The following is a 23,124-nucleotide window of genomic DNA, read 5'->3' as shown; positions in this document are numbered from 1 at the left end:
CACTCCAATGGAAGATGACTGTGCATCAGAAAATCGAAGAATATCTTTGCCTGTTTTCGAACACCGGCCCAGTCAAAGTTAAGGTCAAGTTTGAAAATGAACGTCCATGGATCGCGGAAAGACAAATGCACCCTGCTGAAATTACAGCGTTCATAGATCCATTGACCGAGAGCTTTGTTACCGAAATGACCTTTGATGAACGTACCTACGAAATCAAAAAAATTGAGATTAATCCGCTCGAAAAAACACTCATCATCCATGCCCGAGTGAATTGAAACCGTCATGCCTGCCGCGAATAGCCGAAGCACCTTAAGCCGACAGTGGGAGCTGCTGAAGCTGCTGCCTTCACGCCTTCCTGGTTACACCGTGCAAATGCTGGTCGAGAAATTAGCTGATGGCGGCTACGAGATCAGCAAGCGCACAGTTGAACGAGACCTGAATGAGCTATCGCTGCTGTTTCCTCTGCAGTGCAACAACAAAGGCATGCCCTACGGTTGGTATTGGACGCCGGGATCGCCTTCTGATCTGCCAGGCGTAACCCTCAGTGAAGCGCTCACCCTTCAGCTAGTGGAAAACAGTCTGCGCCCACTGCTGCCGGCTGGAATTTTGAAAAGCTTGCAGCCTCGCTTTGCCCAGGCGCGACAAAAGCTCGACGCACTCACCGCGCAAATGCCCACAGCCCGCTGGATCGATAAAATAGCCAGCGTACAGCCAGAGTTAAATCTGATTGCGCCAGAGATCGATGAAGAGCTGCTGGAAGTAATCCAACAAGCACTGCTGGATGATCAGCAAATCACGTCGACCTACTTCGCGGCATTCACAAATAAAACCCGAGCCCTAACGCTCAATCCCCTGGCATTGATCCTGCGCGGAAGCATCACTTACTTGGCAGCTACGGTTGAGCCCTACACAGACGTGCGCTTGTTTGCCCTGCACCGATTCAAGCAAGTGGAAATGCTGGAAAAACCAGTCAATCGGCCCAGCGACTTTGACCTGAAAACCTATATCAAAAGCGGCGCGCTGCAGTTCAGCCAAGGCGATGTCATTCAGCTCAAGGCAAGAATCAACAGTGCCTTGCTCAACCTACTGAGCGAAACCCCCATTTCACCTGACATGAAAATCACAAAAGTTGACGGCGGCCACGAGCTGACCGCAACGGTACTGGATAGCTGGCAGCTGCACTGGTGGCTGCTGTCGCAAGCGGATGCCATTGAGGTGTTGGAACCGCTCGGCCTTCGCGCAGAAATTTTCCGGAAACTGCAGGCAGCGAGTGCAATGTATGAGTCAGTTTGATTTAGCATCCATGCCGGGACCTGCTTTGTGCTTCGCTGAAGCCTGCGCTATTGACCACTACTCTTGTGAATTTCAGCGCGAGCATAGTAATTATCGACACGGCTAGCACATAGGGAAGTCGTTTCATGGAACTGATCGACAACATCAACAACCTGCTGGGTGAAAGCCTCAAAGGCACGCTCAAACCGAGTGCGAAGCTGAAGATTGCGGCTTCTTGCTTTTCCATTTATGCCTACGTGGCGCTGAAAAAAGAGCTGGAGCGCATCGACTCTCTTGAGTTCATCTTCACCTCGCCTACCTTCGTGCCCAACGAAGTGACCGACAAGGTGAAGAAGGAGCAACGCGAGTTTCATATTCCCAAGGCTGAGCGTGAGCGCAGCACAACCGGTAGTGAATTTGAAATTCAGCTGAAAAATCAGCTTACCCAGAAGGCTATCGCTCGCGAATGTGCTGACTGGATTCAACGTAAGGCCAAGTTCCGCTCAAATCGTGCCCAAGCACCCATGCAGCCATTTGCCGGTGTGCAAAGTAATACGGGCGACAGCGTCTACATGCCCCTTCAAGGCTTCACAGCTGTGGATCTGGGTTACCAGCAGGGGAATGCTGTATCCAACTTTGTTTCCAAAATTGATGAACCAAGCGTTACCGCGACTTTCCTCAATTTGTTTGATCAGATCTGGAACGACCCTAGCAAGCTGGAGGACGTCACCACGAGGCTTTGCGACCACATCGCTTCGGTTTATCAGGAAAATCCCCCAGAGCGCATTTACTTCCTGATGCTCTACAACATCTTCCGAGAGTTTCTGGAAGACATAAATGAAGACGTACTGCCCAACGACCGTACCGGTTACCAAGAAAGCCTGATATGGAAAAAGCTGTTCAACTTTCAGCGCGATGCTGCGACCGGTCTGATCAACAAGCTGGAGACCTACAGCGGCTGTATCCTCGCTGATAGCGTTGGGCTGGGTAAAACCTTCACCGCTCTTGCGGTTATCAAATACTACGAGCTGCGTAACAAGTCCGTCTTGGTGCTGTGTCCGAAGAAGCTCGCTGACAACTGGCTGAACTACAATCGCAATCTCGTAACCAACATCTTTGCAAGGGATCGCTTCAACTACGACGTGCTTTGCCACACCGACCTGACGCGAACCCGTGGTGAGTCGTTAGGCATTCCGCTGGATCGCGTCAACTGGGGCAACTACGACCTGGTAGTGATCGATGAGTCGCACAACTTCCGTAACAACGACGTCTACAAAGACAAAGAGACCCGTTACCAGCGGCTGATGAATCAGGTTATTCGTCAAGGCGTAAAGACCAAGGTGCTGATGCTCTCTGCTACACCGGTCAACAACCGCTTCAGCGATTTACGTAACCAGCTGGCATTGGCCTACGAAGGCGACACCAGCAACCTCAATGACAAGCTGCGCACAGAGAAGGATATCGACGGCATTTTTCGCCGTGCTCAGGCTGTGTTTAATGCCTGGTCAAATTTGCCTCCAGAGAAGCGCACCGCAGCCGCAATACTTAATAAGTTGGACTTCGACTTCTTCGAGCTGCTCGACAGTGTGACCATTGCCCGATCACGCCGGCACATCGAGACTTTCTACAACACCGCTGACATCGGCAGTTTCCCTGAGCGCCGTAAACCGCTGTCGTTTCATTGCCCACTTACTTCGCGTGGCGACGTCATTGGCTTCAATGATATCTTCAACCAGCTTTCGCTACTCAAACTCGCTGTCTACGCACCTGTCAGCTACATCCTGCCCAGTCGTATGCGTAAATACGAGGAAATGTACGACACAGAAGTTGGAGGCGGCAAAGGAAAGCTCAAACAGGTCGACCGCGAGAGAAGCCTGCAAGCGCTAATGACCACCAACTTGCTCAAGCGCTTGGAAAGCTCGATCGAGTCTTTCCGGCTGACACTGAAAAATCTGCAAAACACGCATCGGATCGCGCTGGATAAAATTGCTGCCTTCAAGAAAACTGGTATTGCCAGCGATTTCGCCGACGTTACCGCTGCCTTTGAAGATACCGATTTTGACGACGACAACTTGCCCTTGCCTGGTGATATCAGTATTGGCAAAAAGATTCAGATCAGCTTGGACGACATGGACGTGCCGTCCTGGGAGCAAGATCTACTGGGCGATTTGGTCTTTATTGAAGAACTGCTGGCTGAAATGGCCAAGGTCACACCGGACGACGATGCCAAGCTGCAGCACCTTAAAACCCAGATTACCAACAAGCTGGCATCGCCAATCAATCCGGGCAATCGCAAAGTGCTGATTTTTACAGCCTTCGCGGATACCGCCAACTACCTCTACGAAAACCTAGCTGAATGCCTGCTGAGTACTCATCAGGTGCATTCCGGCAAAGTCACCGGCAGTGATGCGCCCAAGTCTACCCTCGGCACAATGCCAGGCAGTCGCCAGACCTACGACTTCCAAGGCTTGCTCACGCTGTTCTCTCCGCGATCTAAAGAGAAAGCAATGATTTACCCGGACGAGCCGCGAGAAATTGACATCCTGATCGGCACAGACTGTATCTCCGAAGGCCAGAACCTGCAGGACTGCGATTACCTGATCAATTACGACATTCACTGGAACCCGGTTCGTATCATCCAGCGCTTTGGGCGTGTCGACCGAATTGGTTCACAAAATGCCAGTATCCAGCTGGTCAACTATTGGCCGGACATAAGCCTGGATGAGTACATCAACCTGAAAGAGCGGGTTGAGAACCGCATGATGATTGCTGATGTCACCGCCACGGGTGATGACAATGTTCTCAATGCCCAAGCCAATGACGTGGCGTACAGGAAGGAGCAACTACGGCGCCTGCAAGATGAAGTGATCGAAATGGAAGATATCAAGACCGGGGTCTCCATTACCGACCTCGGGCTGAATGACTTCCGTATGGATTTGCTGAACTACATCAAGACCAATGGTGACCTTGAAAAAGCCCCCAGTGGCATGCATGCCGTCGTACCGGCGCGAGCAGAGCTAGGCCTGCTGCCTGGTGTGATATTCACCCTGCGCAATCTGAATAGAGGCTCAAGCCTCAATCAACAAAATCGGCTGCATCCGTTCTATTTGATCTACATCAGCATGGAAGGACAGATCATCAGCGACCAGACCCAAGCCAAGCGCCTGCTTGATCTGGCGCGCAGTGCTTGCAAAGGCCACAGCCTGCCGATCCGTGAGGCGTACGAGCAATTTAATCAGTCCACACAAGATGGACGTAACATGCGCGTCTACTCCAACCTGCTTGATCAGGCTATTCGCTCGATGATTGATGTAAAAGAAGAAAGGGACATCGATAGCCTGTTTACTGGTGGTAAAACCACTGCCTTAGTTGACAGCATTTCCGGGCTGGGTGATTTCGAGTTGATTAGCTTCATTGTTATTCAAGGCGCGGCATGAGCCAGGCAGCAATCCCGCCAGCTCTTTTCAGCTTTCCAAACCAGGCTCTGGTTTCCCGTGTGGTGCCAAAGAGCAAAATCTACGAGCACGGGCCAGTAAACACTGCATTGCGTGATAAGTTTGTACGCCAGGTGGAGCAGATCACCTGGGCTTACAAACTGGCACCGGAAACCATTAACCTGCCCGCACGGGGCAGCGTGCCGGAAATTCAAGTTTTTGAAATCACGCAGAAAACAGCAGAGTTGGATGAAGAAGTTCTGCGCGCCATCGATCGCGCCATTTCGCTACCCATCATCTTTGAGTTGCACTACGAGCAGCGCACTCGGATGGTGGCGGCTTTCAAGCGCCCTAGCGAAGCAGATGCGAGCCGTTGGGTGCTGAGCGATTACTTTGCGACGACGTGGTTACCCAGCGATATTGAACGTACCTCCATGCCCTTAGCACTGGATCTCGGCGGCCTGTATGAGCAGGTGCTTCAACGCCTGATCCCCACGCCCGCACGCCCGCAAGAAGGCCTCTCTGACCTGGTCGCCCGTGTAGAGCTGATTGCGGCAAAGCAGCGTGAGGTCGAGAAGACCGCCAGCAAGCTGGCCAAAGAAAGACAATTCAACCGCAAGGTCGAAATCAACGCCACCATGCGGCAACTCAAAACCGAACTAGAACAATTGAGCCGCTAAGCCTTTTTCAAAATGGAAAGCGTTCAGAGGAAAAGAATATGGAAAAAATGAAAATGCACTCGCCAAATCTCACGCAGGACAACATCGCCCGTATTCTCGAATTATTTCCTAACTGTAAAACCGAAGCTAAAGGTGAAGACGGCGTCGTGAAGGTGGTGGTGGATTTTGATCAGCTCCGCCAGGAGCTTGCTGAATCGATTGTTGAAGGGCCGCAGGAACGCTACCACCTGAATTGGCCGGGCAAACGCGAAGCCTTGCTCACGGCCAACGCGCCGATTGCCAAAACGCTGCGGCCTTGCCGCGATGAAAGCGTGGACTTTGACAGCACGAAAAATCTGTTTATCGAAGGCGATAATCTCGACGCACTCAAGCTATTGCAAGAGACATATCTTGGTAAGGTCAAGATGATATTCATCGACCCGCCCTATAACACTGGCGATGACTTCGTCTACAAAGATGATTTTTCGACCACTACCGTTGAATATCTAAGTAAATCGCGCCAGATCGACTCCCAAGGTACTAGGTTGATTGCAAACACAGAGGCGAATGGCAGATTCCATTCAGACTGGTTATCGATGATTGTGTCTCGAATTCGACTAGCCAGAAAATTATTGAAAGATGATGGGGTTATTTTTATCTCAATCAGTGATGACGAATATTCCAATCTAAAAAGCATTTGCAATGAAGTCTTCGGTGAAGCTAATTGTCTGGGGACCATTCTTTGGAAGAAAAAAACGAACGGAAATAATATGGGCTATATCCCGCCCGTGCATGATTATATTCTGTGCTATGGGAAAATAGTCAGTGAAACATCCATTCTTGGCTTCCCGCTAACCGAAGATTACATAAATAATACTTATGATAATCCTGATAACGATCCCCGCGGGCCATGGACAACCTCCGACTTGTCTGCAAATCATGAAGGTCCACTATTTGAGATAGTGAACCCAAAAACAGGGAAAGCTTATTTACCCGCAGATGGTCGCTACTGGGTATTCAATGAAGCTGAAGTCAATAAAAGAATCCGTGATGGTCGGATCATTTTCGGAAAAACTGGCAATGCAGGTCCAATCCAGAAAAAATTTCTGTCTGAGCGCGATTCAACAAGAACAAAGCCGGAATCTTGGTGGGACAAACATGGACTGAATTCGGATGGAACTGCAGAAATAGCTCGACTACTAGCTCCTAAAGCATTTGACCATTCAAAGCCAACATCGCTCCTAAAGAATCTTGTTAACATCGCCACAGTTGATGAAGATATTATTCTGGATTTTTTTGCAGGGAGCGGTTCAACCGCCCATGCTGTAATGTTGATTAATAGCGAGGATGGAGGAAATCGGCGATTCATTTGCGTTCAACTTCCGGAGGAATGCAGTGAGAACTCAGTTGCATATAAGAAGTGCAACATGAAGACCATTGCAGATCTCAGTAAAGAGAGAATCCGCCGTGCTGGAATTGAACTCTCAACAACTATTTTTCACGAAGGCTGGCACAAAGATACAGGCTTCCGTGTCTTGAAGATCGACACATCCAACATGGCCGACGTCTACTACGCGCCCGATGCGCTGGACAAGGCTAAGTTCGACCTATTCGTTGACAACATCAAGCCCGACCGCACGCCCGAAGACCTGCTGTTCCAGGTGATGCTGGATTGGGGAGTCGATTTGGCCCTACCCATCACCAAGCAGTCCATCCAAGGCAAGGACGTGTTCTTTGTCGATGGCAATGCGCTTGCTGCGTGCTTCGACGCCAGCGGCAGCATCGACGAAGCCTTTGTGAAAGAACTGGCCAAACATCAGCCGCTGCGCGTGGTGTTCCGCGATGCAGGTTACAAAGGCAGCGCGGTCAAGATCAACGTCGAGCAGATTTTCAAGCTCTTGTCGCCCGCCACCGAAGTGAAATGCATCTGAGGGGCGCGCGATGAAACTCAAATTCAAAACGCAGGCTTATCAGACAGCGGCGGTACAAGCCGTGGTCGACTGCTTCAAAGGGCAGCCGCCCGCGTCGGCTGAGGCCATCAGCTACCGCATCGATCCGGGCAAGGCCAAAAAAGGCGTCGAAGACCTATTTGCGGAGGGCGGGTTCAAGAACGCCGACCTGAAGCTGACCGATATTGCACTGCTGGAGAACATCACCCAAGTCCAGCATCAACAGAACCTCCCTCAGTCGTCCGAACTGGTGAAGACCAAAGTCAGCCGGGTCAATCTCGACATCGAGATGGAAACCGGCACGGGCAAGACGTATTGCTACATCAAGACCATCTTCGAGCTGAACAAGCAGTACGGTTGGAGCAAGTTCATCATCGTGGTACCCAGCATTGCCATCCGTGAGGGCGTGGCTAAGTCGCTGGAGATCACGGCGGAGCACTTATTGGAGACCTACCACAAGAAGGCGCGCTTCTTCATTTACAACTCCAAACAGCTGCACCACCTGGAGAGCTTCTCGTCAGACGCGGGCATCAACGTGATGGTGATCAACGTGCAGGCATTTGCTGCCCGTGGCGCGGACAACCGGCGCATCTACGACGTGTTGGACGACTTCCAGTCTCGCCGACCGATTGATGTGATCAGCGCTAACCGCCCGATCCTGATCCTGGACGAGCCGCAAAAAATGGAAGGGGCAGCAACCCTGAAGTCATTGGAGGAATTTAAGGCACTGATGGTGCTGCGCTACTCGGCCACCCACAAGACCACACACAACAAGATCCACCGGCTGGACGCGCTCGACGCCTACAACCAGAAGCTGGTGAAAAAGATCGCCGTACGCGGCATCTCAGTGAAGGGGCTGGCGGGAACCAATGCCTATCTGTACCTGCAGTCCATCGAGATTTCGAGCAAGGCACCGGTGGCCCGCGTCGAGTTCGAGCAGAAGCTGAAAAGTGGCGAGATCAAGCGCGTCGTCCGCAAGCTGGGCAAGGGCGATAACCTGTTTTCCGACGGCCTTTCAAACGAGCTGGATCAGTACCGTGGATTTGTGGTGGCGGACATCAACGCCAATACCGACACCTTGAGCTTCACCAACGGCGTAGAACTGTTTGTTGGCGATGCCACCGGAGACGTGAACGAAGCGTCGCTGCGTCGCATCCAGATTCGGGAGGCGATCAGGGCTCACTTCGACAAGGAGCAGGCGCTGTTCCAGCAAGGCATCAAGGTCTTGACCTTGTTCTTCATTGATGAAGTGGTCAAGTACCGCGATTACTCGGCATCGGACGAGAAAGGTGACTACGCGCGGATCTTTGAAGAGGAATACAGCCAGTACCTGAACGAGGTGCTGGACCTGGATGAAACGCCGTACATCAAGTATCTGAAGGGCATTGCGGCGGAAAAGACGCACAGCGGATACTTTTCCATCGACAAGAAGACCAAGCGCGACGTCGATCCGAGCATAGCCAAGACTGGCGAAAACAAAGGCCTGTCCGACGATGTGGATGCCTACGACCTGATTCTTCGAAAGAAGGAGCAACTACTCAAATTCGAAGAGCCGGTACGTTTCATCTTCTCGCACTCGGCCCTGCGCGAAGGCTGGGATAACCCCAATGTCTTCGTGATCTGCTTCCTGAAGCACCCCGACTACAACAACGAGGTCACGCGCCGACAAGAGGTCGGTCGTGGTCTGCGCTTGTCTGTCAATCAGCTCGGCGACCGGGTGGATCATCCGGCCATTGTCCATGACGTCAACGTACTGACCGTAGTGGCGAGCGAAAGCTTCAAGGAGTTCGTCACTGCGCTGCAGAAAGACATCAGCGATTCCTTGTCTGCCCGCCCCAAGGTGGCGAACGAAGCCTACTTCACCGGCAAGGTGCTGAAGACGCCCACCGGCAATGTCGAAGTGACGCCGCAACTAGCTAAGCAGATCTACAAGTACCTGCTCAAGAACGATTACAGCGACGATACCGACCGTATCACAGGCACTTACCACGAGGCCAAGAGGGAAGGCACTCTGGCACCTCTGCCCCCGGAGCTGCAGGCTCATGCCGAGCAGGTGTACCAGCTGATCGACAGCGTCTTCAGCGACAGCCAGATGTTTGAGATCAGCGACGACCGTCGCCCCAAGAAGAACCCGCTCAACAGCAACTTCGACAAACAGGAGTTCAAAGCGCTGTGGAACCGGATCAATCGCAAGGCGGCCTACAGCGTCGACTTCGATTCGGCAGAGTTGGTGACAAAGGCGGTCGCAGAACTGGACAAGAGCCTTCGCGTGACGCCGTTGCAGTACACGATCCAGACTGGCGAGCAAGTTGATCAGGTGACGGCAGATGCACTGAAGAGTGGCGACGGCTTCAAGGTTTCTGAAACAACAACCGAGTACAACAAGCAGTCGATTCATTCTGCAGTGAAGTACGACCTCATCGGCAAAATCGCTGAAGGTACGCAACTGACACGGCGCACGACGGCTGACATTCTCAAAGGGATCAACGTTGCGGTTTTTGCACTTTTCCGAACCAATCCAGAGAGTTTCATTGCGGAAGCCGTGCGCCTGATCAACGAGCAGAAGGCGACGATGATCATCGAACACTTGGCCTACGACCCCGTCGAAGACAAGTTCGATCTGGACATCTTCACCGCAGGCCAGACCAAGCAGGACTTCACCAAGACGGGTGAGAAGTTAAAACGCCACATTTACGACTATGCAATCACTGACTCCGGCATTGAGCGGGAATTTGTGAAGGAACTTGATACCTGCACTGAAGTGGTCGTGTACGCCAAGCTACCGCGTGGCTTCCTGATTCCCACACCCGTCGGCGACTACAACCCAGATTGGGCTGTGTCTTTCAAGGAAGGCACCGTCAAGCACGTGTACTTCGTGGCCGAGACCAAGGGGTCGATGTCGTCTATGGCGCTCAACGAGATTGAGAAAACCAAGATCAAGTGTGCCCGCAAGTTCTTCGACGAGATCAACCGGAAGTACGCACCAGAGAACGTGAAGTACGACGTGGTGAATAGCTTCGGTAAGTTGATGGAGCTGGTGAAGTGATACTGAAGCGCATCGACCTTCGTGGCACCGGCATGAGCTCTGATTCATTTCAAAATGAGAGATTTCAAGTCGCGGGTTTGCCATCGTTGAAGCAAAGTATCTGATTGCTTCGACTCGCCCATCAGCTGCAACTAATGCAGCTGATGGGCGCTGGAGACTCAACGCTCCAGATGAGGGGGTTCCGGCGCCATAGTCTTTTGATCATCTATGTCTTTGTTGATCTGTTTCTGCCTGATGCGCTTGCGATGCATTTCAATCTCAAGCTGATCCAGCTTGTCGCTGCGATTCAAACCTAGCAGATCAAAAACGGTCGATTTTGACACCCCTTTGTGATTGCGTGCATTTTGGTGTCAGAAAATAGCATTGACTATATTTGACACTAGATAAATAATGAGCCTATGTTTTTGACACCAAGAGGGCATCATTATGTCTCGTACCTTTGCTTATTGCCGAGTAAGCACAACCGGCCAGACCACTGAGAACCAAGTTCAAGAAATCAAAGCCGCCGGCTTCGACATCCAGCCACAACGCTGCATCGAAGAAACCGTTTCCGGCTCTGTGCCCGCCAGTGATCGAAAAGGCTTCCACAAATTGCTTGAGCGCATGGAGTCGGGTGACGTACTAGTCGTAACCAAACTCGACCGCCTTGGTCGCAATGCGATGGATGTGCGCTCGACTGTTGAATTGCTAGATGGCAGAAGCATCAAAGTTCACTGCCTGGCACTGGGAGGCGTTGACCTCACCTCCCCCGCTGGCAAGATGACCATGTCGGTCATTGCTTCAGTAGCTGAGTTTGAACGGGATCTGCTGATTGAGCGCACACAGTCAGGATTAGCGAGAGCTAAGTCGGAAGGTAAATCCCTTGGCCGGCCGCCAATAGCCTCGGCAAGTGACGTTCAAAAGCTGAAAGCGGCGAATCAGTCGCAGAGTGAGGTGGCTCAGGAACTGAAGATTTCCCTAAGCACGGTTAAGCGGCTTTGGAATCGGACTTGAGTTACAAAATCCTCCGGGGCGCGAACTATCGTGCTGTAAAGATGACCACGCTTTAGCGCAATCGCCCCTTCAACTTGACACTAAAGGGTCAACGGTTAAAACTGATTCTGCCTAGCATTATTCGGCGTAAGCCGAATCGGATAGTGAGCCACTACCCGCCTTGGATTTCTACTGATCTGGCGAGGGATTCGAATACGGATCCCAGCCCGTCGGCTGATCTCCGTATTCGAATCCCTCGCAGCGTCAGGTAGGCACTTTGGAAGCTAAAATTAGCGATTCCCAGTTCAAAATTGGGCACGTATTCCAAAAATTCAAGCAAAAATTAATTGATGGAAATATCTTTGTGAGAAAAGATATTTCCATCATTTTTTTATGTGGCGCAAATAAATCTGAAAACACTCCATCAGAGCGCAGAATATTCTTAAAGAAGACAATTGAAGAAAAACTCCCTCATACACGCATAATATATGCAGAAAAGGTTATGGAAGAGCTTTCAAATCATGGAAAAGAAAAAAATCTACTGGACATAGAGCATAAAATATCAAACATTGCTGACTGGATATTAATTATTCTAGAAAGCAATAGTGCATTTTGCGAACTTGGCGCATTTGCGCACAACGAATTTAGAAAAAAATTATTAGTAATTAATGATTTAAATTTCAAAAAATCAAAATCGTTTATAAATTTAGGACCAATTCAGGCTATCAAAGAAAGCAGTAGTGACGAACGCATCCTCTGGTATCCAATGGCCACTAATGGGATAAATAACCTTGATTCCATTGGCGGCACCTTACCCGGAATAATAAAGCATTTTAAGAAAAATATATCTAGAGGAAAGGTTAATATAAATTCCTGCAAGCCGAACACCACCGAGCAGATTTCACTTTTTTTCTTACATGATATTATTCATATTTGCGGGCCAATTTCGCACCCCGAAACTATAAACATATACAAAGAACTATATGGCGATGAAGAAAATCTTGATGATCTTAAAGATCTGCGCGGAATTCTTCACGCGTCCAGCCTGATCGACTCAAAAAAAATTGACAACACTTACTACTACACCACAAGCACGCCAGAGCCATTCATCGCATTTGGGTCTGTAGCAGATGAACTGTTAGCTCAGTTTAGAAGTCACCACTTGAGACATAACACTGGAAGACTTATAAATGTCTAACCTTGTTAAGTTAGCCGCTAAAGATTGCTATGTATCCGAAGAATGGATTAAATCCGTTATTGATAGCGGCCCGAATAACGTAAAAATCATACATATAAAGAAGAAAGGAGACCCTAACAAGACCCGGATAATTCACAGGCCTTCTGCCGAGTTAGAAACGCTTCAGCGCTGGTTAACTCTTACCATATTTAACCAGCTTGCCAACCACGAAATTGCAATGGCTTTTTTGCGGGGAAAGTCAATTCTCTCAAATGCAGAGCGGCATAGAAAGTCCAAGTACTTTATTCGAGTTGACTTTAAAGATTTTTTTAAATCAATTAAGGCAGATGATTTATTTAAAACGATTAAATTTTATAACAAATCAAATTCACTCATATCATTAAGTGAATCTGATCAGTTTTTTATTAAAAGAGTGTGCTTTGATAAATTGGGACGGTTACCTATTGGATATATATCTTCGCCAGCCATTTCTAATGCAGTCATGTACGACTTTGATACTCGCTTACTAAGCTTAGTTAACGACAATAAAGCTAAGCTGGGAGCAGGCATAATAACAAGATATGCAGACGATATCGTATTCTCCACTGACACGAAAGGTGGATGCTTGGAGTTTTTAAATTTATTTAAAATAATGGTTAATAAAAATTTATCACCTCGAATATTCATCAATGAAAAGAAAACCATTTTCTCTAGTCGCGCTGGTGGAAGTGCGATTGTAACAGGCCTAAGGGTTTGCCAAGATAGCCACATTACTATCACGCGAGACTATAAAGACAAGATCAGATTAATGCTTTCTCTTTTTGAAAAAGGAAAGTTAATGCAGGAAGACACGGCAACATTAAGGGGCCACTTGTCTTATATTGAGCACGTTGCACCAGCATTTTTTTCAAAAATATGCGCGAAATATCTTTATGGTATTTCTAAAATTCTAGACCCCACCCCATCGCCACAGCAAAATAATTAATAAAGGAAGGACAACCTGCTGAATTAAGCATTATTTCTGCCAGCGACCTCATATATTAATTACCAAGCTTTCGGTGCAAAAAATCTTTGGGAGCTTCCTCGCCTTAAGCATACAAAATCCTCAAACAGGCTCTAACGCGCCTCATCGACCGATTGAGTCAACTACCCTAAGCGGCCTAATTACTGTGTTATCCATGGACTAACTCAATCCCCCCACACAGACAAGTAAATTATTCACTCCGAGGCCCTACATAAACACCTGACAACCTAGTCCGATCAAAACTAAATACGTGCGCATGCGGGCTTTCACTGCAACGTCCCACCAAAGGAAGACTGTGCTCCGGCTTTCCAGGCATCAATAGCACCCTTCCGCTGCACAATGGGCAATCACCAGTGAAGCGTACAAAGCGGGTCCATTGATTCTTCGCACTGTCACAGTGCATCTCAATTTCTGCTTCATCCTCACCAAAAGCCAGCATGGTTTGGGGTGCCTTAACCACGCGGTGATCAACCAACTCAATCCAAGGCCGGAAAAAGTTCTTCCATACAAACCACGAACACAATGCAATAAATGCGATCTCAATCAGCTGACGTAAAGTTATCGGCTCGCTCAGGCCCGAAACTCGCCAAAAACCCGCAAGCAGATAAAGCCCCCAAAAGGCCATACCGAGTAATACAAGAATTAACAATGAAAGCCCTCGGCCACTACGGTTCTTCAACTCTCCGTTGGAAAAAACCATTCGCAATAACCAGGACGGTTTGACCTCACCCGCTTCAGTCCGGCGATATTCGATGCGTTCAAAATCAAGTACCTGCTCACCCAGTTCGTCTGGCGGAATAGCCTCAACATCCAACCAATACGTGCGCTGAATACCTTTTCCACCCTTAGAGTCATTGCTACCGATCACAGGCCGGTGCTTAAGCCCAGCATTTCTTAGCCGTGCCAACAAAGATACTTTGCGTGAGTCCAGGAACTGCTCAAGCAATCCATTAGTAAGCCACCTAGCAGGATCCAAAGCATCAGCGCGCAACTTACCTTCCACGGCCACCAGTAGCTTGGGGCGCTCAAAGAACAGCTGCTCCTCTCGCCCCTGCTCCAGCGCCATGAGCTTGCTTTCAACCATAAATTTCAAAATTTGATGTGCCTTGGAGTCCGCCGGCATGGCATTTAGCTCCTTCGCAAGGCAACGCATAACTTCAAGCACCAAACCTCCTTACGCCCGCAAATAAAGGGCTACAGACCATTTCAAACCTCCCCCAAACCCTTTCTGCAGGGTTTGGGGGAGGTATCTGCCAGCAAACATCATGACTCTTTGAGCCGTCTTCAAACCAGAGGGTTATCACATGAGTATGTTCATCGCACTAGATCACAATGGCCGCTTGACCACCATTGACAAGGCCTCTCGCGGATTGGCTTGTCAATGTTACTGCGCAAGCTGCGGCGAGCCTGTTATCGCCCGCAAAGGTCTAATCCGTGAGCACCACTTTGCTCACCACTCAAACAAGGATAGTTGCTTCATACAACGTGAAAGCCTTTTGCATCTTTACGCCAAGGAAGTCATTCGTGATGCGCTTGGGCTGCAGTTACCGCCAGAACCAGGCATTGTGCCCTCAAGCGCAGACCCCACAAGCTGGTGGGACTTCGAGGGTGTCGAGGAAGAAGTGCCGCAGTGGGGGTTCCAGCCAGACTTAGTAGCACAGCTAAAGGATGGCTCTCAGCTCTTCATCGAAGTCGCAGTAACTTCATTCATCGGCGATGAAAAGCTTGAACGGATTAAGCAGGCCGGCACGCGAACAATCGAAATCGACCTCAGGGAGCAACTATTTACCCAGCACGCTATACCGTCTGAGGCCGTCAAGAACGCCATCCTGAAGCAGACCAAGAACAAAGCCTGGATATTTCCAGAGCCACCAGCAATCTTCTTGCCGACGAGCCAAGCTTGGCAGAGCCCGGAAAGCCCATCACAACCAATGCTCCAGCCTGAGGCCAAATTTTCTGAGCAGCGCTTCACCATCATGGGCATGTGGGTTTCAGTCCGGACTCTGCCAAGCGGTTCAATAGCCGTGCGCTCTTGGTCATACAACCCTCAAATAACTGAACTGCTGAAATCTTGGCGAAATCAATTGGGGGGTGAATACAACCCTAAGTACAGAAACTGGATTTACCACCTGCATGCCAAGGAAGAGGTGATGGCGCGACTTCAGGGAATGAATCAAAGCCTTTAGATTCATACCGGTTGTACGCAACATCAACCGAATGGATGTTGGTAATTAAAAGGGGCCAGCCTTGCACTGGCCCCGAGTGCACAACTAAGAGGTTTTCTTTCCTACCCTTTGATTCGGATTGAGCTGTTTACCCCTATTCCCTTGGGCTTTATCGTATGTTGCATTGGTGCCAGACGTGCCCTTGTTAGCATTCTGAATGTCTGCTCTAGCATCAGCAGGACGCTTTGAAGAAGTCATATTATTCATCCTCCGAGTTGCGATCTTGCCAGTCGTCGGGACGCTCATCCTCGCCACGCGATTGCCAGTAGGCATCGTTGTTGTCGTTCAGTTGATTGCTACGATTGTCGTCATCATGCTTGGCCATCATAAATCTCCAAATTGGCTGTATGTGTCAGCGGATTTGCCTGACGACGCCAATGATTGAGCTGATGGCTTCTCTGTTCGAGGAATTGAATCGGAAAAATCTTTTCGAGGTATCAGCTTTCAACTGGAATGGTATTTTCATTGGCTGATAGCGGCTTGCCGAAGGAGGAGCGCGCTTTCCTATACTCATCCTCATAGGTCGAGAAGATTGCGACAATCTCTTCAGCCGTAAAATGCTCTTTAATGAGTTTTTTAAGTAGGTAGCGGCAGCTTTCTGAAAAAATCAGTCCGCAACCTAAAAAAAACGTGGTCGGGTTCTGGTCGCTATGATCAAAGTCAGCCTCTCCTGAGACTGAATAGACGACCGCTTTGCTGAGTGAAAAAACAGACTTTGCATCGGGCCTTCCTTTATTACCATCAAGCCATAATCGAATCAGCCTTTGTTTTGACTGGACTGTATTCTGACTGCCTTGGGCTATGTTTTGATCAAACTCAAAGTCAGCCCAGAGTTGGCCTAGATGAGAAGCCGAAGCTTTACCATCAGGGCAGTCAGTAACCTTGGCCATTTGCTCAATACAAGCTCCAACTGGACAACTGAAACTTGAAGTTTCTGATTCAAACTTCGGTAGAAGTATCTGCAGAAAAATTCGCTCTTGGTCACCCACCCTCACGGCATCATCCCAGTGTGCATCCACCCAATCTGCTACAAGCCAGGCCCCAAAACGGAGCATGGTTGTCACTTCACAAGCACGCATGTGATGCCGAAGGGCGGTGCTTGCTAGCAACTTGTCGGTACTTGGTTTGGATTCGAGAAACTGGATCAGCCTTTTCTGGGTGAGCTCACACCCAAAGTCTTTCGAAAGTGAACTCTCAGCAAAGATGCGAATGCGCTCAACAGGACTCTTAGCTGCCCGGATTTGATTGCAAAAAAGCTCCCAAACGGTATCAAGGCGACTAACCCAGTAACCCCGCGCCGCCGGATGGCCAAACAATCCACCATCGATCAAGCTCATCCATTGGGAATGCTCAGGCCAATGGGCCCCTTTGGCCATTACAGTTGTAATAGATGAGATGGCACTAGGATTACCAGCAAACAACCGTTCAAGTTTCGTTATCGTTGTTGGCCGGAGCATATCCTTGCTGCAATCGCTGCTGGAAAGCTTGTAGAGGGTCTTCCAAGTAAGTGTGCCGGCGGGTCTGGTTTTTTCGTACAGATGCTTTACACCACCTGTCAGATTGATGACTTGAAAAAGCTTATCCATTGAAGAAATGAAAAAGGTACCCTCGTAGAGTGGGACTTTTGCATTCGAGTCTGGGTGTTCAAGAAGATCAAACAGCACTCAGGCCTCCAGCCAACGGTGTCTACTCAGCAAGTTCATCCGACACGTTTCGGCAGTGGCGTTCTGGTGCTCAGCCAACAACCGTGCACGCACCTGATGGGCACTCAATGCACACGAAGGGTTAGCCTTCAAGGCATCGTAAGCCGGTGCTACTTGACTAACGAGCCAGTTTTCCAAGGCGCGATCACGAGCCAATATCACTCTCAGCCCATCACGAATCACTTCCCTTTCAGTGGCGTACTCACCAGCAGCTACCTTGGCCTTCAGCACGTCAGCCATCTATTAGGCTGAGTGATGTTGAATTGTTGAGTGCTACGCATGATGATCGTCCCGAATAAATAGGTCTTAATCCTACTTAACCCCAGTAAAATATGCCCATGACTTTTTCAGCGCTCTTTGCCCCCGTTGATTCCCAACCCCCATGCCTATCCGGTCACTCCGCATTAACTGAGGTGGCGAATGCAGCAGAAAAAGCAAAAGAGCGTAGATTTGTGAGTAGATGAAAGAATCGAATCAATAAAAACCCATGCATTACAGTACTTACAGCCTTAGATTCGAGTCTCCCCCGGGCACCATTTACATCTCTTCGCGCAATTTCAGCGCATTGCTCGCCTCGCGCAGCAGTCAAACTACGCCAGTCAAGCCAAAAACAATCCGCACACACAGCCGCTGCAATCCGCTGCCCGCGCTTTGTTTTTTATGCGCTTTTGGGGACTTGGCAAATGCCAAAAACTTAGGCTATTGTTTTGTAACTGTGTTTGCATGGGTCGCAGCTGAATCGTGACCTGGTGCAGTAGATCGTCCAGATCCGCTACATCCCGCTCGAGTTCTCTTAATCTTTGCAACCAGTTCCAGCCCTCTTGGCTTTCTAGAGACAAGAGGCTGTCATTAACTCAAGTTTCAAGGATTTAAGACATGTCGACTCGTCAAAACGGTACCGTCAAGTGGTTCAACGATGAAAAGGGCTTTGGTTTCATTACTCCAGAAAGCGGTCCGGATCTGTTCGTGCACTTTCGCGCCATTCAAAGCGATGGCTTCAAGAGCCTGAAAGAAGGCCAGAAAGTCAGCTTCATCGCTGTCCAGGGCCAGAAAGGCATGCAGGCTGATCAGGTGCAAATCCTGGCGTAATCGGCTGTTGCAGAAAAAGCCCCTGATGGCGACATCAGGGGCTTTTTTGTGCCCTGGATTTCCGGGCCTGTACAATCCACACATTCACTGGACCAAGAGCACACCATGCCAAAGCATCAACTGCGCCCCGCAGGCAGTTTTCCCGCAGCGGGACTCATCCGTCGGTTCGCCGCCATCTTCTATGACACCCTGCTGTGCCTGGCACTGGCCATGAGCATCACCCTCGCCTACCAGCAAGGGCTGCTGCGCGCGATCTACGGCAACGCCCAGTTGAAGGCCATGGCCGATGCCGGCGCCCTTGACGCCGACCCGCTGCTCGCCAGCCTGGTATTCCTCGGCGTGTTCGCCTTCTTCGCCAAGTTCTGGACCCACAACGGTCAGACCTTGGGCATGCAGGTCTGGCGTATCCGCGTGCAGAACAAGGACGGCAGCGCCATCAGCCTGTGGCAGGCACTGGTGCGCTTCATGGCCGCCATTGCGTCCTGGGTGTGCCTCGGGCTGGGATTTTTCTGGGTACTGGTCAGCAAGGAAAAACGCAGCTGGCACGACAGTTTCTCGGACAGCGAGCTCGTCCAGCTGCCCAAGGACACGCACAAGAAATAGTTTCGCCGCGCTTCCGGTGAGGATACCGGGATGTCGACCGCCGAGGACCGGAGCGAAGCAGTGTTGACGATGACATCCCTGTCGACACTTCGGTGTACCAGTTAACCTTGGCCCAGCCATCCATGACCAAGCGTTCGCCTGTTCCGGCTCACCCCGCCCGGCGCAACAGCCAGATACCGGCCAGCGCACAGATCCCGGCCGGAATCAGCACCGCCAGCAATGGCGGGAAGCCGAACACCAGGCTCGAAGGGCCGAGCAGGTCCTGGGCAATCTGGAACACGAAACCCACCAGCACACCGGTGAACACCCGCTGCCCCAGGGTTACCGAGCGCAACGGCCCGAAGATGAAGGAAATGGCCATCAGCACCAGCGCCATGGTCACCACCGGCTTGAGCACCTTGCTCCAGAATGCCAGCCAGTAGGGCCCGTTGTTCAGCCCCTGCTCCGCCAGGTAGTGGGTGTAATCCCACAGGCCGCTGATCGACAGGGCATCCGGGTCCAGCACGGCGGTGCTCAGCAGCTGCGGGCTCAACTGAATGTCCCAGCGTTCCTCGGGCAGCTTGACGACCTCGGTCTGATCTTCCCTGAACAGCGTCGTGGTGACGTCCTGCAGTTCCCAGTTGAGCCCATCGAAAACCGCCCGCCGGGCAAAACTGGAATGTTCCAGACGATGCTCCGGACCAAAGCGGTAACGGGTCACGCCAACCAGCAGGCCGTTCGGCTGCACGGCATTGATATGCACAAACTCGTTACCTTCACGGTGCCACAAGCCGCGCTTGGCACTTTGCGCATCCCCGGCACCCTGCGCCATGGCCCGACTGGATTGCGCCATGCTCTCGGTAACCGGCGCCACGTACTCGCTGATCAGCAGGCCCGCCAGCATCAGCACCAGCATGGGCTTCATCACGGCCCAGACGATTCGCCCGACGGATACCCCGGCCGCGCGCATGACGGTGAGCTCGCTGTTGCTGGCCAAGGTACCCAGCCCGACCAGGCAACCGATCAGCGCCGCCATCGGCAACAGCTCGAACAGCCGCTGCGGCGTGGTCAGCAGCACATACCAGAAAGCCTCCAGCAGGCCGTAGCCGCCCTCGATGTCATTCAACTCATCGATGAAGGCGAACAGCAGGGCCAGGCCGAGAATGACCAGCAGCACGGCCAGAATCGACCAGAACACACTGGCGCCAATGTAGCGATCAAGCTTGACCAAGTGCCACCTCCCGTGTCGCGCGCCGCGCCTTCCAGCGCAGCTGCAAGGGCTCCCAGTAAAGCAGCAGCAAGCCAATCAGCAGGAACAGGCCGTGTACCGGCCACAGGCCGACTTCAACCGGGATGCGCCCCTTGATCAGCGCGCCACGCACCGCGATCAGCAAGGACAGATAAGCCATGTACAGGAAGATGGCCGGCAGTAACTTGAGATAGCGCCCCTGGCGTGGATTGACCCGGGACAGGGGCACTGCCAGCAGGACGATCACAAACACCAGCAGCGGCAGCGAAAGCCGCCATTGCAGCTCGACCTGATGCTTGCGCTTGGAACTGCCGAGCAGCTCCCTGGTCGGGATGGCCTCGCGGTCGGTGATCTCGCCGCTGACGCTGGCTTTAGGTAGCAACACGCCATGCGCGTCATAACGGGTCACCCGATAATCGGCGGCGCCCGGGGTGCCGTCGTAACGGTAGCCATTCTCCAGGATCAGGTAACGGCTGCCATCGGGCTGGATTTCCTGGCGTCCGCTGTCAGCCACCAGCACGGTGATGCCACGCTCCTTGGCGCCATCCGCCGAGCGCCGCTTTTCCGAAATGAACACGCCGCCGAGCTGGGTGCGATCCGCGGAAAGGTGCTCGACATAGGTAACCCGCTCGGCATTGCGCATCTTCTGGAAGCGCCCGGGCACCAGGGTATCGAACTCGGTCAGGGTGTCCTGCTGGTTGAGGATGCGCTCGACCTCCTCCGCTCCCTTGGGCGTCAGGCCCATGGTCAGCCAGGCCACCAGCAGCGCCACCAGCAGCGCCGGGGCGAAGCTGTACAGCGTCAGGCGCTGCTGGCTCATGCCGGTAGCGGTCAGCACGGTCATTTCGCTGTCCATGTACAGGCGCCCATAGGCCAGCAGGATGCCGAGAAACAGCCCCAGTGGCAGGATCATCTGCAGGAAACCGGGGATGCGGAAGGCCATGATCAGCAACAGGGCTGACGGATCGAGGATGCCCTGGGTAGCCTGGGCCAGATACTTGATGAAACGGCCACTCATGATGATCACCAGCAGCGTGGCGCTGACGGCGCTCATGGTGACCAACACTTCGCGGGACAGGTAACGGAATACGATCAAACCAGACACTCCAGGGTTGTCAGGCTCAGGCAGCAACGCTCAAACTAGCCGCATGACTGCTGGCCCGCCATTGGCGCGGACCACTGAAATCAGCCGGCATTATCCTGTAATCAACCGCCTTTGTCTTGGGGACCGCTCATGCAATTCTTCGTGAAAAATATCCGTCCGGAAACCGCCAAGACCGCCACCCTGGTGTTGCCGGTCGGCGAAGGCCGCAGCCTCGGCGCCCTGGCGCAGGCCGTTGACCAGGCGTCTGCCGGCGCCCTCAGCCAGTTGCTCAAGCGCGGCGACATCAGTGGCAAGCCCGGGCAGACCCTGCTGCTGCACGACCTGCCCAACCTCAAGGCCGCCCGTGTGCTGCTGGTCGGCAGCGGCAAGGAAGCCCTCTCCGACCGCCAGTTCCGCAAACTGGTGGCCGCCGTGCATGGCGTGCTCAAGGGCCTGGGCGGCAGCGATGCCGTGCTGGCGCTCGGCGATATCCAGCTCAAGGGTCGCGATGCCTATGGCAAGGCGCGCCTGCTGGTAGAGACCCTGGCCGATGGCGGCTACCAGTTCGAGCAGTTCAAGAGCCAGAAAGCCGAACCGCGCGCCCTGAAGAAAATCACCCTGCTGGCCGACAAGGCCGAACTGGCGGAGGTCGAGCGCGGCAGCCTGCATGCCCAGGCTATTGCCAGCGGCATGGCCTTCACCCGCGACCTCGGCAACCTGCCGCCGAACCTCTGCCACCCCAGCTACCTGGCGGACCAGGCCCGCGCCCTGGCCAAGGCGCACAAGAACCTCAAGGTCGAGATTATCGACGAGAAGAAGCTCAAGGAACTCGGCGCCGGTGCCTTCCTCGCCGTGGCCCAGGGCAGTGACCAGCCGCCGCGGATGATCGTGCTCGACTACCACGGCGGCAAGAAAGGCGAAAAACCCTTCGCCCTGGTCGGCAAGGGCATCACCTTCGACACCGGCGGCATCAGCCTCAAGCCCGGCCTGGGCATGGACGAGATGAAATACGACATGTGCGGCGCCGCCAGCGTGTTCGGCACGCTCAAGGCCGTACTCGAGCTGCAGCTACCGATCAACCTGGTGTGCCTGCTGGCCTGTGCCGAGAACATGCCCAGCGGCGGCGCCACCCGCCCCGGCGACATCGTCACCAGCATGAGCGGGCAGACCGTGGAAATCCTCAACACCGACGCCGAAGGCCGCCTGGTGCTGTGCGACACCCTGACCTACGCCGAACGCTTCAAGCCGCAGGCGGTGATCGACGTGGCGACCCTGACCGGTGCCTGCATCGTCGCCCTGGGCAGCCATGCCTCCGGCCTGATGGGCAACAACGAGGAACTGCTGCAGCAACTGCTCAAGGCCGGTCGCAGCGCCGATGACCGTGCCTGGGAGCTGCCGCTGTTCGACGAATACCAGGAGCAGCTGGACAGCCCGTTCGCCGACATCGCCAACATCGGCGGGCCGAAAGCCGGCAGCATTACCGCCGGCTGCTTCCTCTCGCGCTTCGCCAAGCAGTACCCCTGGGCGCACCTGGATATCGCCGGCACCGCCTGGATCAGCGGCGGCAAGGAAAAGGGCGCCACCGGCAAACCGGTACCGCTGCTCACCCAGTACCTGCTGGACCGGGCATAAAGCGCCCGGCGCCGGCCAATCGAACCG

General features: G+C 52.4%; 18 protein-coding genes. 13 read left to right on the top strand and 5 right to left on the bottom strand.

All coding sequences use genetic code 11. The features are described 5' to 3' along the window. Window positions 1-20: 20 nt before the first annotated feature. From ISX93_RS13650 to ISX93_RS13610, 9 genes are all read left to right on the top strand, one after another. On the top strand, window positions 21-275 hold the full coding sequence (locus ISX93_RS13650) for a hypothetical protein (RefSeq protein ID WP_195779291.1): 255 nt from the start codon (window positions 21-23) through the stop codon (window positions 273-275). A 7-nt stretch (window positions 276-282) separates the two neighbouring features. After that, complete coding sequence (locus tag ISX93_RS13645) at window positions 283-1,293, top strand: helix-turn-helix transcriptional regulator (protein WP_195779290.1); 1,011 nt, start codon at window positions 283-285, stop codon at window positions 1,291-1,293. Between the two features lie 125 nt (window positions 1,294-1,418). After that, on the top strand, window positions 1,419-4,709 hold the full coding sequence (locus tag ISX93_RS13640) for a helicase-related protein (protein ID WP_195779289.1): 3,291 nt from the start codon (window positions 1,419-1,421) through the stop codon (window positions 4,707-4,709). Continuing rightward, complete coding sequence (locus ISX93_RS13635) at window positions 4,706-5,386, top strand: DUF4391 domain-containing protein (protein ID WP_195779288.1); 681 nt, start codon at window positions 4,706-4,708, stop codon at window positions 5,384-5,386. The genes ISX93_RS13640 and ISX93_RS13635 overlap by 4 nt, the downstream gene beginning before the upstream one ends. A 38-nt stretch (window positions 5,387-5,424) precedes the next feature. Further along, window positions 5,425-7,296: a site-specific DNA-methyltransferase gene (locus ISX93_RS13630; protein WP_195779287.1), complete on the top strand. Its 1,872-nt coding sequence runs from the start codon at window positions 5,425-5,427 to the stop codon at window positions 7,294-7,296. A gap of 10 nt (window positions 7,297-7,306) precedes the next feature. Further along, window positions 7,307-10,360: a type III restriction-modification system endonuclease gene (locus tag ISX93_RS13625; RefSeq protein ID WP_195779286.1), complete on the top strand. Its 3,054-nt coding sequence runs from the start codon at window positions 7,307-7,309 to the stop codon at window positions 10,358-10,360. Window positions 10,361-10,786: 426 nt separating this feature from the next. Then, window positions 10,787-11,353, top strand: a complete 567-nt coding sequence (locus tag ISX93_RS13620) for a recombinase family protein (RefSeq protein ID WP_195779285.1) — start codon at window positions 10,787-10,789, stop codon at window positions 11,351-11,353. 256 nt (window positions 11,354-11,609) lie between these two features. Further along, window positions 11,610-12,530, top strand: a complete 921-nt coding sequence (locus tag ISX93_RS17165) for a retron St85 family effector protein (RefSeq protein ID WP_219841028.1) — start codon at window positions 11,610-11,612, stop codon at window positions 12,528-12,530. Next, window positions 12,523-13,494: a retron St85 family RNA-directed DNA polymerase gene (locus ISX93_RS13610; RefSeq protein WP_195779284.1), complete on the top strand. Its 972-nt coding sequence runs from the start codon at window positions 12,523-12,525 to the stop codon at window positions 13,492-13,494. The genes ISX93_RS17165 and ISX93_RS13610 overlap by 8 nt, the downstream gene beginning before the upstream one ends. Window positions 13,495-13,723: 229 nt before the next feature. Here ISX93_RS13610 and ISX93_RS13605 read toward each other — a convergent pair whose 3' ends face one another. Beyond that, window positions 13,724-14,698, bottom strand: coding sequence for a hypothetical protein (locus ISX93_RS13605; RefSeq protein ID WP_195779283.1), 975 nt, complete (start codon window positions 14,696-14,698; stop codon window positions 13,724-13,726). A 139-nt stretch (window positions 14,699-14,837) separates the two neighbouring features. On the opposite strand from ISX93_RS13605, the gene ISX93_RS13600 reads away from it, so the two are divergent. Continuing rightward, a complete protein-coding gene (locus ISX93_RS13600; protein ID WP_195779282.1) occupies window positions 14,838-15,719 on the top strand; it encodes a competence protein CoiA family protein in 882 nt (293 codons plus the stop codon). Window positions 15,720-15,957: 238 nt separating this feature from the next. Here the strand turns inward: ISX93_RS13600 and ISX93_RS17245 are convergent, their stop codons facing one another. Both ISX93_RS17245 and ISX93_RS13595 read right to left on the bottom strand, forming a co-directional pair. Further along, window positions 15,958-16,083 carry a hypothetical protein gene (locus ISX93_RS17245; protein ID WP_258166980.1) on the bottom strand — a complete coding sequence of 42 codons (126 nt, stop codon included), beginning with the start codon at window positions 16,081-16,083 and terminating at the stop codon, window positions 15,958-15,960. Window positions 16,084-16,195: 112 nt separating this feature from the next. Continuing rightward, on the bottom strand, window positions 16,196-17,422 hold the full coding sequence (locus ISX93_RS13595; protein WP_195779281.1) for a hypothetical protein: 1,227 nt from the start codon (window positions 17,420-17,422) through the stop codon (window positions 16,196-16,198). A 915-nt stretch (window positions 17,423-18,337) separates the two neighbouring features. Here ISX93_RS13595 and ISX93_RS13590 point away from each other — a divergent pair. Next, complete coding sequence (locus ISX93_RS13590) at window positions 18,338-18,550, top strand: cold-shock protein (protein ID WP_195779280.1); 213 nt, start codon at window positions 18,338-18,340, stop codon at window positions 18,548-18,550. Between the two features lie 105 nt (window positions 18,551-18,655). After that, window positions 18,656-19,153, top strand: a complete 498-nt coding sequence (locus ISX93_RS13585; protein ID WP_195779279.1) for an RDD family protein — start codon at window positions 18,656-18,658, stop codon at window positions 19,151-19,153. A gap of 148 nt (window positions 19,154-19,301) precedes the next feature. On the opposite strand, the gene lptG is transcribed toward ISX93_RS13585, so the two are convergent. Together lptG and lptF are read right to left on the bottom strand one after the other, a co-directional pair. Then, complete coding sequence (lptG, locus tag ISX93_RS13580; protein ID WP_195779278.1) at window positions 19,302-20,363, bottom strand: LPS export ABC transporter permease LptG; 1,062 nt, start codon at window positions 20,361-20,363, stop codon at window positions 19,302-19,304. Further along, a complete protein-coding gene (lptF, locus tag ISX93_RS13575; RefSeq protein ID WP_195779277.1) occupies window positions 20,350-21,477 on the bottom strand; it encodes an LPS export ABC transporter permease LptF in 1,128 nt (375 codons plus the stop codon). Before lptF ends, lptG begins: the two co-directional genes overlap by 14 nt. Window positions 21,478-21,615: 138 nt before the next feature. Between lptF and ISX93_RS13570 the strand changes: the two genes are divergently transcribed. Continuing rightward, window positions 21,616-23,097, top strand: a complete 1,482-nt coding sequence (locus ISX93_RS13570; protein WP_195779276.1) for a leucyl aminopeptidase — start codon at window positions 21,616-21,618, stop codon at window positions 23,095-23,097. Window positions 23,098-23,124 lie beyond the last annotated feature (27 nt).

Source organism: Pseudomonas sp. N040 (assembly GCF_015637705.1).
In the GTDB taxonomy this organism is placed as follows: domain Bacteria; phylum Pseudomonadota; class Gammaproteobacteria; order Pseudomonadales; family Pseudomonadaceae; genus Aquipseudomonas.
This window is presented reverse-complemented; position numbering and strand designations above follow the sequence as displayed.

Bases quoted from the DNA above. Each gene is read 5' to 3' on its own strand.
- ISX93_RS13590 (WP_195779280.1), top strand. From the start codon at position 18,338: ATGTCGACTCGTCAAAACGGTACCGTCAAGTGGTTCAACGATGAAAAG.
- ISX93_RS17245 (WP_258166980.1), bottom strand. From the start codon at position 16,083: ATGGCCAAGCATGATGACGACAATCGTAGCAATCAACTGAACGACAAC.
- ISX93_RS13635 (WP_195779288.1), top strand. From the start codon at position 4,706: ATGAGCCAGGCAGCAATCCCGCCAGCTCTTTTCAGCTTTCCAAACCAG.
- ISX93_RS13610 (WP_195779284.1), top strand. From the start codon at position 12,523: ATGTCTAACCTTGTTAAGTTAGCCGCTAAAGATTGCTATGTATCCGAA.
- ISX93_RS13600 (WP_195779282.1), top strand. From the start codon at position 14,838: ATGAGTATGTTCATCGCACTAGATCACAATGGCCGCTTGACCACCATT.
- ISX93_RS13620 (WP_195779285.1), top strand. From the start codon at position 10,787: ATGTCTCGTACCTTTGCTTATTGCCGAGTAAGCACAACCGGCCAGACC.
- ISX93_RS13585 (WP_195779279.1), top strand. From the start codon at position 18,656: ATGCCAAAGCATCAACTGCGCCCCGCAGGCAGTTTTCCCGCAGCGGGA.
- ISX93_RS13625 (WP_195779286.1), top strand. From the start codon at position 7,307: ATGAAACTCAAATTCAAAACGCAGGCTTATCAGACAGCGGCGGTACAA.
- ISX93_RS13645 (WP_195779290.1), top strand. From the start codon at position 283: ATGCCTGCCGCGAATAGCCGAAGCACCTTAAGCCGACAGTGGGAGCTG.
- ISX93_RS13640 (WP_195779289.1), top strand. From the start codon at position 1,419: ATGGAACTGATCGACAACATCAACAACCTGCTGGGTGAAAGCCTCAAA.
- ISX93_RS13630 (WP_195779287.1), top strand. From the start codon at position 5,425: ATGGAAAAAATGAAAATGCACTCGCCAAATCTCACGCAGGACAACATC.
- ISX93_RS13570 (WP_195779276.1), top strand. From the start codon at position 21,616: ATGCAATTCTTCGTGAAAAATATCCGTCCGGAAACCGCCAAGACCGCC.